Raw genomic sequence first — 14,541 nt, forward strand, 5'->3', positions numbered from 1 at the left:
GAGTATGCCAGGAGAGCCCGCAGGACGCGGGCGAAAGGTGGCGCTGGAACATGGATGTTCCATCGGCACCGGTCCGTTAAGGCAGACGAGTGAAGTGAAGGCACCGCGACAGCGGCGCGAGGACCGCCGGCCCCGGTGCGGCTCCAGACGGCGTTATCATCAGTCGCTTAACTGACAAGCATTACGCCCCTGCGCCCCATGCCATTCTTTAATCATGTTAACGATTCTGTGACCCGCCTCTAAAAAATTAAAGTTAAAACATTAACAACCGATAACTGATAGCGCTGACACCGGCGCTGCCATACCAGACCAATCACGCTGGCAAAGTATTTTCACTATATAAAACATCAACCTGATGCGGGCGGCACGCCTGCTTTTCCATTTTGAAAACAACACATTTTGGCATTACGGGGAGAACCAATGTTGAGCTTAAAGAATATGAAAGTGGGCGTCCGTTTAGGGATTGCCTTTGGTTTGGTTGTGGCACTGTTAGGCGTGGTCGGCGTGACGTCGATTATGAAAATCAACAACATCAAAAATGGCATCACCTCTATTGTGGAAGATCGCTATGTGAAGGTGCGCCTCGGTTTTGATGTGCGTGATGGCGTCAACGATCAGATCAAGTATCTGCGTGGCATGGTGATCGATACCCTGCGTCCAGAATATAACGTGCAACGCTATAAGCAGTTGGATGAAGCCACTGATCGCACCAACAGCGCGATGAAAAAGATCGAAGCGATTCAGGTGACGGAGATTGGTAAAAAGAAAATCGCCGGCCTACTGGCTGCCAGCCAGTTGTTCGAACAACAGAAGAATGAAGTGCTGGATCTGGTACGCGCTGGCAAGCTGGAAGAAGCCAGTACCTATGTACTGAAGAAAATCACCAGTACACAGAACGCCTACCTCGACAGTGCGGTCGCTTTTGCCAATTCCCAGTCTGACCAGTTACGTAACGAAGGTTCCGGCATTATTGATGATGGCTCCACCGCGATTGAAATCACCTTGATCTTCTCAGCCATCGCGATTGCCGCCTCGGTACTGCTTGGCTTTATGCTGACCCGTTCGATTGTACGCCCACTGAATGAAGCGGTAGAAATTGCCGGAAAAGTGGCAGCAGGCGATCTCAGCTCACACATTGAGGTCAGCGGGAAAGACGAAACCGCAGTATTGATGCAGGCACTGCAGGCGATGAATGACAATCTGTTGACCATTGTCTCCAATGTCCGCGCCGGTTCTGACACCATTGCTGTGGCTTCCAATCAGATTTCCAGCGGCAACATCGATCTCTCTTCCCGCACCGAGCAACAGGCCAGCTCACTGGAAGAGACCGCCTCGGCGATGGAGCAGATGACCGCCACCGTGAAGCACAATGCCGATAATGCGCGTGAAGCTAATCAGTTGGTCGCCACCACCTCAACTGTCGCGAAAGAAGGCGGCGTGGTGATGGAACAGGTGATTGAGAAGATGGAAGCTATTACCCTCTCCTCGAAGAAGATTGTCGACATCATCAGCGTGATCGATTCTATCGCCTTCCAGACCAACATTCTGTCACTAAATGCCGCAGTAGAAGCCGCGCGCGCGGGTGAACAAGGTCGTGGTTTTGCGGTGGTTGCCACCGAAGTGCGTAACCTGGCACAACGTTCAGCCTCCGCTGCGAAAGAGATCAAAGTATTGATTGAAGATTCCGTGGCGAAAGTGGATGAAGGTAGCCGTCTGGTGACGCATGCTGGCTCAACCATTGGCGAAGTGGTCAATAGCGTGAAAAGCGTGGCAGACATCATGAGTGAGATTACCATCGCCAGCAGCGAACAGAGCAGTGGTATCAGTGAGATCAATCTGGCGATTACCCAGATGGAAGCGGTGACGCAGCAGAACGCCGCGCTGGTGCAGGAAGCGTCTGCCGCTTCTCAGGCGTTGCAGGAACAGGCCGATCGTCTGGCGCAATCAATGAGTGTGTTTAAGACGGCAGCGGTGTAATTTTATTGTTGTCAGGTCGCCATCAATGGCGACCTGGCAACGGCAGTCATTTTTGTAGGGTGCGCATTGATGCGCACCTGGCCAACATGATTAGCTCATCAGCGAATACGCAATCGACGAAATCGCTAACAAACCAACAATCACCACAAAGACGTTACTGATCTTCCCGCTGTACTGACGCATTGCCGGAACTTTTTGAATGGCATACATCGGCATCAGGAACAGAATCATCGCAATGATCGGCCCGCCAAGGGTCTCAATCATGCCGAGAATACTCGGGTTCCAGGTCGCAACCAGCCAGGTTGTGAGCAACATAAAGCCCGTGGTAACACGGTTCAAACGCTGCGGCGTAACACTTTTGCCACGGCTACGCAGTGATTTCACCACAATGCCGTTGAAGCCTTCACGCGCGCCGAGGTAGTGTCCGAGGAACGATTTAGTGATGGCGACCATCGCGACAATCGGCCCCATCCAGGCAATCATCGGCACGTTAAAGTGGTTAGCCAGATAGGACAGAATGGTGATGTTCTGGTCCTTCGCTGCCTGCAAATCTGCCGGTGACAAGCTCAATACACAACTGAAGACAAAGAACATCACCGTCACCACCATCATCAGATGGGCGCTGGCAAGTATGCGCGAACATTTTTTCTCTGCACCTGCACCATACTCCTCACGCTTCGCCACCGCGAACGAGGAGATAATCGGTGAGTGGTTAAAGGAGAACACCATGACCGGAATCGCCAGCCACAGCGTCATCCAGATGCTGCTATCGCTGCGGTTGTGACTGAAAGAGAGGGTTTCCAGCGCTGCACCGTGCCAGTGTGGCACCAGATAAGCCGCCAGCAACATCAGCACCGCCACAAACGGGAACACCAGCACGCTCATCGCTTTGACGATCATCTGTTCGCCAAAACGTACCACCGTCATCATGCCGATGATCAAAATTAACGACAGCACAGCACGCGGTGGCGACACCATGCCGAGTTGATGCACGATAAAGCTGTCAACCGTGTTGGTTATCGCGACGCTGTACATCAACAGGATCGGGAAAATAGCGAAGAAATAGAGCAAGGTGATGATTTTCCCTGCGCCCACACCAAAGTGTTCTTCCACCACTTCCGTAATGTCTTCACCGGGATTCTTACCAGAGAGCACAAAACGCGCCAGTGCACGGTGTGCATAGAAAGTCATCGGGAACGCAAGGATGGTCATTAAAATCAGTGGAATTAATCCACCCGCGCCCGCATTGATTGGCAGGAATAATACGCCTGCACCAATAGCCGTGCCGTACAAGCCCAGCATCCACACCGTATCACTCTTGCGCCAGCCCGTTGCACTGACCTCAACCGTGCCTTGGGCAACGGTTTGTGAGTTGTCCATCTGTCTCTCCAGAATTTAATGCTTTATCAAAATGCAGCCGGAACGACAGCTGCCAAACATGCCAATAGTACGACCGCGCACATGCTACCCGTTTTTGCCTGATTAAGGTTGCTTCAACGCAAGACATCCATCACAAAGGCACCAAAAATGCGCGAAGTGGCGATTTAATAGACGTAAACGCACAAATCATGCACGCAATCGTTTGCATGGGCGCTATTTGACCTGAGAGCGGGAGAGAGTGCAAGAAGACAACGACGGTTAGCCGGTAGGGGTAAGCCTTGGTGCGCCCGAAAGCGACTAAGGGAGGACGGGCGGCGGCGGGCGGCCTAAAGGCCGCACCCTACAAAACTCAGGCGTGTAAGACGCCAGGAAAGGTGAAACTCCCCCGGTAACTCGCCTCTGGACCCATCATCGCTCCGCGTGTTCCAGAAGGAATAACAGCCGCAGACAATAGCAGAGAAGAATACCGGGGGAATTTCAAATCAGAATGCGCGCATCCTGTAGAGGGCATAAAGGAAATAGTACGCTGTGATAGTATTTAAATTCATAATCATGTACTTCAACTTTTCATTTTTATTGAGCAAAATAAAAATACCTTTTGAGTATTTACCTCGCTTGATTTCATTAATTTCCTGCGCGATATCGGCAGGTGAAAAAGATGAATGATACATCGCCGTCACGATTTGCATATCCAACGCCAGAACGCGTTTAGAAATGCCTTTAAGAAAATAATCGAGATCGCTGCCCTGATATTTTTCCACAATCGAGTCATATAACGCCGTCAGAAACTGCTTTCTGACTTTCAATTCGCTGTATTGCACCTTCCGCTTAGAGAGTGAACCCGCCACATCCTCATAGTGATAAGCGGCACCCGGCGTCACCAGGAAATTACTGATGCAGCTAAAAAACTTCAAATTAAATAGCAGATCCTCACTCATAGAGATTCCCTCCATGAAACGCAGATCATAATCACTCAGAATCTGGCGGCGATAACATTTGTTGTGCAAATAGCCAATGTTATCGCTCATTTCCAGTTCGCCAAGCACATAGGGAATATCCTCGTTGCTGAAAAACCCTGCTTGCGAAACTTTCCCTATCCGGTTGTCATTAAGGTTGCCGACCATCAAATCAACCGATTCCGCGGGCCACGCATCCAGATTCTGCTTGAAGATCATCAGGAAGTTATCATCTACCCAATCATCAGCATCCAGGAATAACACATACTCGCCACTCGCTTGCTGCAGCCCATTATTGCGTGCTGCACTCACTCCGGCATTGATTTGGTCAATCACCGTCACCTGGGAGTAAGATGAAAAACCGGCTAAGATTTGCTGGCTGGAATCCGTGCTGCCATCATTAACCACCACAATTTCATAATTGCTATAGGTCTGTTTAAGCACACTAAGCAACGTACGCTTTATGGTTTTTTGTGCGTTATAGACGGGAATGATAATACTAAATAGTGGTTTTTCATTCATGATAAACTCTCTTTACTGTCTGAGGTTTTGTAATTGATAAATAACAGCCATAACTTCCTGGGGTTGAAGAAAACCTGGTGAATACGCATAACGGGTTGCGCAGAAAAGAAATAATTAAGCAGCGAGAATGAGACGAATTCGGTTAATACCACACTCATTGCGGCACCGGTTAAACCGAAATAAGGCACCAATAAAACAGAAGATGCCAGGCAGATAATTAATACAGCAAAGGTCTTTTTGACTAAGAATCGATAGCCGTTGTACTTAATAATGAAGCGGTCCATCAAACTGCTGAGCACACCGCACATCGCACCCACGCTGAGCAATAACGTCGGCGCAACGGCATCGAGATAAGCTTCACCGTAGAAGTCGCGAATAAACCAACCCGAGAGTTGCCAGATCGCCATGATGACGACCGCCGACACTCCCAATACCAGCAGATGGAGTTTTTGCGCTTTGATAATCGATTGCTCATCATCGCGCTCAGCAAAGAATGCCGGGAAGAATGAGGCCAGCAGCGCATTCGGCAGAAACACCCACGCCGTTGACAGCGTCATCGCTACCGCAAAGATCCCGGCCTCTTTCACGCCGAGGAAATAAGAGACGCTGAGTTGATTGACGCGGGTGTAAATCGCAATCGCGATCACTGAGAACACCAGAGAAACGCCCGATGCCACCATGTAGCGTGAATACTTTTTGATATGGCGCAGCGCAGGAATCGGCACCTGGCGGTGATAGCGCAGGAAGATGGCCAGTTTGATGCTGAACGGCAGTAGCGTGGCGAGTACGATCGGTATCGCCAGGAATTGCGGATCCAGTTGGAACCAGGAAATAAAGAAACGCACCGTCAGGCTGATGGCGAGACCGATGACATTGGCGATCACGTTGAGCCGCGCATTCAGCATCGCCTCGTTGTAAATGTTCACGAGGTCGATCGATGAAAACAGACAGGCAATCGCCGCTGCACAGATAAACACCAGCGCTTCGCGACTCCACTCTTCGCCCATGATCACCATGCCGCTGATGGCTAAGCCGCAATAAATCAGCATCACTAGCAGAAAGGTCGCCATCATCAGGCGAATACCTGAGTGATGATTTTGCGAAATACGTTTGAGCAGAATCACATCGCTGCCCATCACCGCAATGGATTGAATAAACTGAAACACCAGCATGGAGAGTGAGATAATGCCGAACGTGGTAGGGCCAACATATTTCGCCACATAGGAGGTGACGAAAATCAGGCCGAACACCGCGATCAACTTTTCGGCAATCATCCACATCGAATTCTTTAATTTGTTTTTCACAGAACAACCTCAGTGAGATTCATTGATAAGCGATCATGCCATTCTCTTGCATGCGGCTTAACATTGGATTTCAAACTATTTCGGACTTTCCTCAAGGGTAAAGATATGGTCTTAAGCACCTGAGAAAATCTCAAATTAAATAAGACTTTCGCCATTAAATTTTCACAAGGCGATTCAGTTCTTAACGTTAAAATGGGCAGGCTACCGCCCCTGGCTTGCAGCTACCAATTTGCTAAATACATGTAATCATTTATTTTGGCGTAAAGAGGCCTGACTGCACCGATAGCGGTACAGTTAAAAATCAATAGGTTAGAGCCATCACATTTACGACACTCAGCTCATCATTCGTACAATCAAACGCGTAATTTAAATTAAATCAGTCATCTCTTAATCAACACGCTCAACGCGATAACGCGCTATACATGCCTGACGAAATGAAAGAAATGTCGACCGGGGCTGAAAAGGTGCATCTTTAGACGGGCCTTCTCAACGAACGTCACGACATTAACGATTTTTGCTGTATGCCCTGCCCTTTAATTATTTTGGCGCGTCTTTCGCGCGACCATAAAGGCAAGTGGCGTTAATCCAGCACGACTCTCGCAGTCGCACTGCAATGGGCTCTTAACCCTAAAATTGAGATCTGTTTCAAAACTTTTAACGGCATTCTCACCAGGAGCGGTTATAAGGTCAATGGTCCAAAGACCAATACGGAATTTACTCAGTTAGAAAATTGATAAGGCAGGTAGGGAAAGATTAGCAGCAATGAATTGACGTTAAATATATTGATTAGCCAACTGGTGATAGTTAACCAGGAATAATACGAGGAATGGCCCCACGCGAGGCCATACGAAAATTAAACGGAAGGTAAACTGATAAGCATGGCAGGTGCCACGGGAAGTCTTGCACTACTTGCGATGTGTCTGCACGAATGCCGTTAATGCCTTAAGCGCGGGCGGCACTAATCGATGCCCGGGGTAATAGAGACAGAGCGTACCGAGGTTCACCTGCCACTCTGGCAATAATCGCACCAACTTGCCCGCCTGGATGTCAGCGGCAATGTGTTGTTCGGACATACAGGCAATGCCAAGTCCAGCCAGCGCCGCCTGGTGCATGGATGCCACATCGCTCACGGCGAAACGTGGCTCACCTTGCAAGGTGTAGGTTTGCTGTTGGTGGCTCAATGCCCAGCGATAAATACTGCCATCAGACATGCGCATACACAGCGTTTGGTGCTCGCTCAGTTGCTCTGGCTGATCCGGCGCCGTAAAACGTTCAAGATAATCCGGAGCGGCAACCACGATCATCCGCAACTCGGCGGTAAGCTTAACGGCGATCATATCGGCGGGAATGTCTTCAGCAAGACGGATCCCCGCATCAAAGCCTGCAGAAACGATATCCACCTTCTCTCTTTGGCTGCAAATATCCGCGCGAATACGCGGGTATCGTTTTAGAAACGGCATCAGCACGGACTCATACCACAGCGCATGACTTTCTGGCGGCACGTTTAAGCGGAGAATCCCCGAGGGATCGTTGGGTTCGCTGCTGATCTCTTCGGAAGCGCTGCGAATCACCTCAAGTGCAGGGGCGATTTTATCAATAAAGCGTTGACCGGCATCCGTCAGGGCCACACTTCGCGTGGTGCGATTGAACAGACGCACACCCAGCCGTTTCTCCAGCGCGGCCACCGCGTTGGTGATCGCAGAAGGTGACATTTCTAACTCACTGGCTGCGCTTTTAAAGGTTCCGCGCCGCGCCACTGCCAGCAGGATTTCCAGTTCTGTCATACCGGTCCGGTTCATGAATTATTCCGTTTGTCGCAATACCCTTTGCAGGATGAGGCGGATTATTTACGCGCGTCTGGCGTGCTAGTTTTCCTGCATACTCATTTCAGGAAGCTTAACCATGCATATTATCGAACACATCTATATTAATGGCCGTTTTGTTACCCCTGCAGGCAACGAGTGGCTGGAGATGATCAATCCTGCTGATGGCAGCGTCATTGGCAAAGCGCGTCTGGCAAACGAGCAAGACGCTGAGCGCGCGATCGCCGCCGCTCATGCGGCATTTCCCGCTTATGCTCGCACCTCCGTTGCTGAACGTATCACGCTGTTAAAGAAGATGCATGACGCAGTGAAAAGCTGTGAAACCGAGTTGTATGCCGCCGTCCTCGAAGAATATGGCGCACCGGCCTCACGCTCACAGTGGATGGCACGTTATCCGGCTGACGTCATTCTCCAGGTGATGCAAGAGTTGGAACAATACCCTTTTAGCCAGCAAGCCGGACGCGCGCATGTTCAAATGCTTCCCCTCGGCGTCGCTGGTCTGATTACCCCCTGGAACAGTAACGCGGGCTTTATTTGCCACAAGCTGGCCACCGCACTGGCCGCGGGGTGTACCACGGTGATTAAGCCCAGTGAATTTAGCCTGTTACAGACCGAAGTGATCACGCAAGCGCTGCATCGGGCGGGATTGCCTGATGGCTTGTTTAATATTGTCACGGGGCGCGGTGCCGAGGTCGGGGATGCGATTAGCCGCAGCCCATTGGTGGCAAAAATTTCCTTCACCGGTTCAACCGCCACAGGGAAAACCATTTTGCGCACGGCCGCTGAGACTTTTAAGCGCGTGACGCTGGAGCTGGGTGGCAAATCGCCCACCCTCATCCTGCCAGATGCGGATGCCACTAGCGCAGCAGAACTGGCGGTGCAGGCGGGGTTTATCAATAGCGGACAAGCCTGTATTGCTGGCACGCGCATTCTGGTGCCCGAAGCGCGCAAAGCTGAATTTGAACAGGCGCTGACGCGGGCTGTGGCCGCACAATGCTCGGGCGATCCCGCTTCCCCAGCGACCACCATTGGCCCGATGGTGAATGAAAAGCAGTGGCAACGGGTGCAACATTACATTGGCCTCGGCGAACAGGAAGGTGCGCGTATCCTGAGCGGTGGTCTGGGGCGTCCGCAAGGACTGACTCATGGCTGGTATATCAAGCCGACGCTGTTTAGCGATGTGACGCCGCAGATGCAGATTGCCCGTGAAGAGATCTTTGGACCGGTGCTGAGTATCATGAGTTATCGTGACGAAGCTGAGGCGATTGCCATCGCGAATGACACCGATTATGGCCTGTCTGCGCTGGTGATTGGTGCCGACGAGCAGCACGCCCGCGCCGTGGGTGAACAGATACTGGCGGGTCGAGTGATGATCAATACATTGGCACATGAACCGCGCGCGCCATTTGGTGGCTTTGGTCATTCAGGAATGGGCCGGGAGATGGGGCAATGGGGGATTAGCGCTTTTCTGGAGCCGCGAGCCGTCACGGTTGCCTGTTAAACGACTGATGATAACGCAGGCCAGGGCCGCCCCAGCCTGCTCATCAGCTTCAGTGCGAGTTGTCATAAAGGGCATATTGCCTGAAGCCATGTCGCCCCCTTACGTCCGCGCCTCTTTTAACAACTGCTGAATCACCTGCTCCTGTTCCGCATGTTGACCTTCGCCAAACGCGGTGTATCGCAACTGCCCGTGCGCGTCGAAAATATAATGGGCGGGCCAGTATTGATTACCGAAGCGGTTCCAGATGTTGTAGTTGTTATCCGCCACCACGGTATACGGCAGTTGCCACTGTTTAATTGCACGACTCACCGCTTTCTCATCGCGTTCCCACGGATATTCCGGGGTATGAACGCCCACCACTACCAAGCCCTCGGATTGATACTTATTGGCCCAGTCACGTACATGCGGCAGGGTATGCTGACAGTTAATGCAGTCGTAGGTCCAGAAATCCACCAGCACCACTTTGCCTTTTAACGTTTCCGGGGTGACAGCGGCACCGTTCAGCCATGCGGTGCCGCCTTGCAGTGAGGGCAGCGTGCTACGGGTTTGTGGCATCACCACCGGTTCGAGGCGTGGTTTCGTCGCAGGCTCTGGCACCCATTCGCTGAGCCGCTGCTCCAGACGCTGCGCAAACGCGGGGCCACTTTGCAACTGCCCTTGCGCGCCGCTGGCGATCAACAATACGGCAGCCAACATCGATCCCCCTGCCACCTGGCGTAAACGGCTGGTCACTGCCAGGCCAGGCCGCAATCGCATTACCAATCCACGCCCCGCCATACACAGCAGCGCCAGCATCAGTGCGGCACCGCTGCCATAGACTGCCAGTAGCAGACCAACCGAGACGGGATCTTTTCCCACCACCGCCAGGCTGAGAATCGCGCCTAATACTGGCCCCGCACAGGGTGCCCACAACATGCCCGTTGCCATTCCCGCCAACCCTGCCGCGACTAAACCGCGTCGGCGTTGGCTGGCATCATTCATGCGATTGCCTAACGCTACAAAGGGTTGAGTAACATACTGAGCCAGGCGCGATGACAGTAAGGTGAGCGCCGTCACGGCTAAAAAGGCCAGTGCGATCCACCTTCCCGCTGCGGTCACGCTGGCGACCCAATGGCTGGTCACCGTGACCAGCAGTGCCACGGCGGTAAACATCATCACCATGCCACTCAATAACGCCAGCAACTGTCCTTTTTGTCCGCGTACGCTGGCGAACACAAAAGGAATAACGGGTAAGGTGCAGGGGCTGAGCAGCGTCAACATGCCTGCGCAGAAAGCAATTAGAAGTGTCATTGTAAACCTCGTGACAGGGGTTAATGGGTTGCGTGCTTTAGCACGTGCGCTCATTTAACCAGGCTGTTGTGTTCACGAAGTGTCTGGCACCGCCCGTATTGTCAGTCTGTATGTGTACAGGCGGTGCAGATACAAAAGGCTACAAATCGGTTTGCTTTAACGTGATGTGTGCGTCGAGTCCCCCCTCAACCCGATTGGATAAATGCAGGCTGCCAGACATCTGGCTCACCAGTTGCGTGGCGATAGCCAGACCCAATCCGGTTCCGCCGGTGTGACGATTGCGCGAACTCTCCACCCGGTAAAAGGGCTCCAGCACCGCCTGCAGTTCCGCTTCAGGAATACCGGGGCCATTATCCAGCACGTGAATGTCGACCTGATCCCCCTGCGGAGCGCTCATCACCATCTGCGCTTCGCTGCCAAACTTTAGGGCGTTATCGATCAGATTGGTCATGATGCGGCGCAGGGCCTGCGGGCGAACGGCAAAACGGTCCTCGCCGCGACAGGAGGTAAAGCTGACCGCTTTGCCGATATCCTGGTAGTCGCAGGCAATGCTGTCGAGAAAGGCATTCAGACTCACAACCTGCCGCGCCTCCTCCAACACTTCCGATGAGCGTGCGTAGGCAATTCCTTCTCGCACTAAACGGCTCATATTATCGAGGTCGCCCAACAATTTATCGCGCAGCTCCGGTTGTTCTGACATCTCCACTCGCAGTTTCATACGCGTGATGGGGGTTTGCAGATCGTGTGAGATCGCGGCCAGAATCTGCGCGCGCTCTTTGAGATGATCCTGGATGCGCGTCTGCATCGCATTAAAGGCACGTGCCGCCTGCTGCACTTCATCGGGACCGCTTTCAGGCATCAGCTGCGCACGGTTTGATGCCGGTGTCAGCCCTTCGACCGCCTGGGTAAAGCGCATAAAAGGACGCACCACTTGCCGTACCGCCAGCCAGGCACAGCACAGCAACAGCAGCAGTTGGCCGATCAGCACTGCTGGTAACCAGCGGGCGATGGCGGGCATACGCGGCCACAGATCCAGCGTCAAGGGTGCGCCATCGTGGAGTGTCAGATGCACCTGAAGATGCTCACGCGGCCCAGGAATCGCGTGAATACTCATTTGATAGCGCCCGCCGAGGCTCTCCTGTAGCGAGCGCACGGCATCCCGCGCACGCCAACTGCTGGGATAAGGCCCCGGTAAGCCTGCCGATAATTGGTAGCGATAATTGCCGCGTTCCAGTTTTGCCAGCCAACCGGGGCGTTCAGCCGCGGGAAGACGATCAAGAATGGCGACGCTGGTTGCGACGTCATATTCAAGGTTGCCCAGCATCACGGTTTTGGCGCTGCTCATGCGTTCAACCATCAAGCTCACCAGGGTGGTGGCATTCGCCAGCAATAATCCGCCCAGGACGATGATCAGCAGACGAGTCAGTAACGATCTCGGCCACAGTTTCATTCATGCGTCTCTTTGATGATTACCGGTGCGGCCAGCACATACCCTTCGCTGCGTACCGTTTTGAGGTAGGCAGGCTCGCGCGCATCATCACGCAGGCGCTGCCGCAAGCGACTCACCAGCAGATCAATGGATCGCTCGAACAGTTCGGCATCGCGGCCTTGGGTCAGATTCAACAGTTGGTCGCGATTCAATACCCGCTGCGGATGATCAAGAAACACGCGCAGCAGACGATACTCTGCTCCGCTGAGCGCCACAATCACGCCTTCATTATCAATAAGATGCCGGGCAGAGGTATCCAGTTGCCAGTCGCCAAAGGCAATAATACGACCGACCTCAGTAATTTGCAGATTGGGCGGCAAGGCGCGTGTACGGCGCAAAATCGCTTTAATGCGCGCCAGCAGTTCACGCGCGACAAAGGGTTTAACCAGATAGTCATCCGCACCCATTTCCAGGCCGAGAATGCGATCGGTATCCTCACTGCGGGCCGTGAGCATTAAAATCGGTAAGTTGCGCTGCGTATCACTGCGTAGCTGACGACACAGCGTCAGCCCATCATCGCCGGGCATCATAATATCGAGGATCACCAAATCAATGGCATTGGCCGATAACATCGCACGCATCTCTCTACCATTGGCGGCGCCAGTGGCGCGATAACCTGACTTGATCAGGTAATCGGTAATCAGTTCACGGATATCCCGGTCATCATCTACCACCAGGATGTGATCAATGTGCTCCAAAACAACCTCCTGTTTTCAACCTACGCAAAAAAGACCGGCACTCAAGTGCCGGCCCTTAAAAAATTCGCGATTACAGCGCAGCGGCATCTTCCACCGCTTTGACAAACGCCTGCGGATCTTCTGCTGGCGGGTTATGTCCAATATTGCCGGTAAAGGTACGATGCTCATACTTGCCGCTGAATTTCGCGCGATACGCTTGTGGCGCGGGGTGCGGCGCACCGTTGTTATCCCCTTCTATCGTAATCGTCGGCACGCTGATCACGGGCAAGGTGGCTAGCTTTTTCTCATAAGCATCATACTTCTGCTCGCCTTTTTCCAGGCCAAGACGCCAGCGGTAGTTACTGATGGTCACCGCGACCTGGTCCGGATTATCCAGTGCTTTCGCACTCACATTAAAAGTGGCATCACTAAATTTCCAACCCGGTGAGGCTTGCTGCCAGATCAGTTTGGCAAAATCATGGGTATTTTTCGCGTAACCTTGTTCACCACGCTCAGTGGCGAAATAAAATTGATACCACCATTGCAACTCTGCTTGCGGCGGTAAGGCTTTCTTGCCCACGTCCTGGCTGCTGATCAGATAGCCGCTGACGGATACCAGCGATTTCACACGCTCCGGCCACAGTGCCGCCACGATGTCCGCCGTGCGAGCCCCCCAGTCGAAACCAGCAAATACCGCCTGTTTAATGCCCAGTGCATCCATCAACGCCACGGTATCCGCCGCCAGTGCCGAAGGCTGACCGTTACGTGGCGTGTTATCTGACAGGAAGCGAGTGCTGCCGTATCCACGCAAATAAGGCACGATAACGCGATAGCCTTTGGCTGCCAGCTGCGGCGCGACTTTGGCATAGCTTTGAATGTCATACGGCCAGCCGTGCAGCAGAATGACAGCCTGACCATCGCGTGGCCCGATATCGACATATCCAACATTCAGCACCCCGGCCTTAACCTGATGAATGGTGTTAAAGGCGGCAGCGTATTCCGCTTCAGTTGGGGTAGCAGCAAAGGCAGAACTGGTAGCGGTTAAGACCAGTGCAGCAAGCAGAGTTTGGCGTACAAAGAACATGATGTTGTCTCCTCAGACACGGTTGATGTGTATAGAAGACCACGCCCATGTATAGGTGATGTTTGCAGAACAGCGGGTTATGCAACGGGATGTATGTGTGTGGTGGGGAGATACAGTGGGATACAAAAAGGCAGGAGTTGATCAGAGGGTCAGACAGAATAAACGGTTCGTTCTCAGCTAATATTTCATCCGAAATGCTTCAGAGATCATACCGATCTTGTGCATGTTATTGTTATTACGTGCTATTTTATGCTCATTACTTAAACTCAGAGAGATCCTTGTCGTCGAGGCTTTGAAGTAAATTCTTTCCATCTTCAGCAATAGTATGTAAACGCTCAGCCGTTGGTCTAAATCGCGCAGCAGTGTGTAAATGACCTTGCTTCTCTTCTATCAATTCAATGATTTCTTCAAACTTCTTAGCGCTGACCATGTAACCTCCGAGGCGATTTTTTGAAAGTACAGCAACCTGTTCATCAATAAAATACTTCGCTGCTTTTTTCTTCAACTATGTGATGTTAATTGATTTTTCTGCACGAAT

Annotated in this window: 11 protein-coding genes; 2 read left to right on the forward strand and 9 right to left on the reverse strand. The window is 52.3% G+C overall.

Annotation, left to right across the window (positions count from 1 at the left end; genetic code table 11):
• The first annotated feature begins 420 nt into the window (after positions 1-420).
• Positions 421-1,977, forward strand: coding sequence for a methyl-accepting chemotaxis protein (locus tag QMZ30_RS24250; RefSeq protein ID WP_283229210.1), 1,557 nt, complete (start codon positions 421-423; stop codon positions 1,975-1,977).
• Between the two features lie 90 nt (positions 1,978-2,067).
• On the opposite strand, the gene QMZ30_RS24255 is transcribed toward QMZ30_RS24250, so the two are convergent.
• The 4 genes from QMZ30_RS24255 to QMZ30_RS24270 form a co-directional block, all read right to left on the reverse strand.
• Entirely contained in the window at positions 2,068-3,357 is a 1,290-nt protein-coding gene (locus QMZ30_RS24255) for an HAAAP family serine/threonine permease (RefSeq protein ID WP_283229211.1), read from the reverse strand.
• Positions 3,358-3,839: 482 nt separating this feature from the next.
• Positions 3,840-4,835: a glycosyltransferase family 2 protein gene (locus QMZ30_RS24260; RefSeq protein WP_283229212.1), complete on the reverse strand. Its 996-nt coding sequence runs from the start codon at positions 4,833-4,835 to the stop codon at positions 3,840-3,842.
• Positions 4,832-6,139, reverse strand: coding sequence for an oligosaccharide flippase family protein (locus QMZ30_RS24265; protein ID WP_283229213.1), 1,308 nt, complete (start codon positions 6,137-6,139; stop codon positions 4,832-4,834). The genes QMZ30_RS24260 and QMZ30_RS24265 overlap by 4 nt, the downstream gene beginning before the upstream one ends.
• Before the next feature lie 905 nt (positions 6,140-7,044).
• Positions 7,045-7,938, reverse strand: coding sequence for a LysR family transcriptional regulator (locus QMZ30_RS24270; protein ID WP_283229214.1), 894 nt, complete (start codon positions 7,936-7,938; stop codon positions 7,045-7,047).
• Between the two features lie 103 nt (positions 7,939-8,041).
• On the opposite strand from QMZ30_RS24270, the gene QMZ30_RS24275 reads away from it, so the two are divergent.
• Positions 8,042-9,463 carry an aldehyde dehydrogenase family protein gene (locus tag QMZ30_RS24275; RefSeq protein WP_283229215.1) on the forward strand — a complete coding sequence of 474 codons (1,422 nt, stop codon included), beginning with the start codon at positions 8,042-8,044 and terminating at the stop codon, positions 9,461-9,463.
• A 99-nt stretch (positions 9,464-9,562) separates the two neighbouring features.
• Here the strand turns inward: QMZ30_RS24275 and QMZ30_RS24280 are convergent, their stop codons facing one another.
• The 5 genes from QMZ30_RS24280 to QMZ30_RS24300 form a co-directional block, all read right to left on the reverse strand.
• Positions 9,563-10,753: a cytochrome c biogenesis protein/redoxin gene (locus QMZ30_RS24280; RefSeq protein ID WP_283229216.1), complete on the reverse strand. Its 1,191-nt coding sequence runs from the start codon at positions 10,751-10,753 to the stop codon at positions 9,563-9,565.
• A 139-nt stretch (positions 10,754-10,892) separates the two neighbouring features.
• Entirely contained in the window at positions 10,893-12,203 is a 1,311-nt protein-coding gene (locus QMZ30_RS24285) for an ATP-binding protein (protein WP_283229217.1), read from the reverse strand.
• Entirely contained in the window at positions 12,200-12,940 is a 741-nt protein-coding gene (locus QMZ30_RS24290; protein WP_283229218.1) for a response regulator, read from the reverse strand. Before QMZ30_RS24290 ends, QMZ30_RS24285 begins: the two co-directional genes overlap by 4 nt.
• 70 nt (positions 12,941-13,010) lie before the next feature.
• A complete protein-coding gene (locus QMZ30_RS24295) occupies positions 13,011-14,003 on the reverse strand; it encodes an alpha/beta fold hydrolase (protein WP_502921496.1) in 993 nt (330 codons plus the stop codon).
• Positions 14,004-14,259: 256 nt separating this feature from the next.
• Positions 14,260-14,508, reverse strand: a complete 249-nt coding sequence (locus QMZ30_RS24300; RefSeq protein WP_283229219.1) for a type II toxin-antitoxin system Phd/YefM family antitoxin — start codon at positions 14,506-14,508, stop codon at positions 14,260-14,262.
• Positions 14,509-14,541 lie beyond the last annotated feature (33 nt).

The sequence above is a fragment of the Pantoea sp. EA-12 genome (genome assembly GCF_030053355.1).
Taxonomy (GTDB): Bacteria; Pseudomonadota; Gammaproteobacteria; order Enterobacterales; family Enterobacteriaceae; genus Pantoea; species Pantoea vagans_C.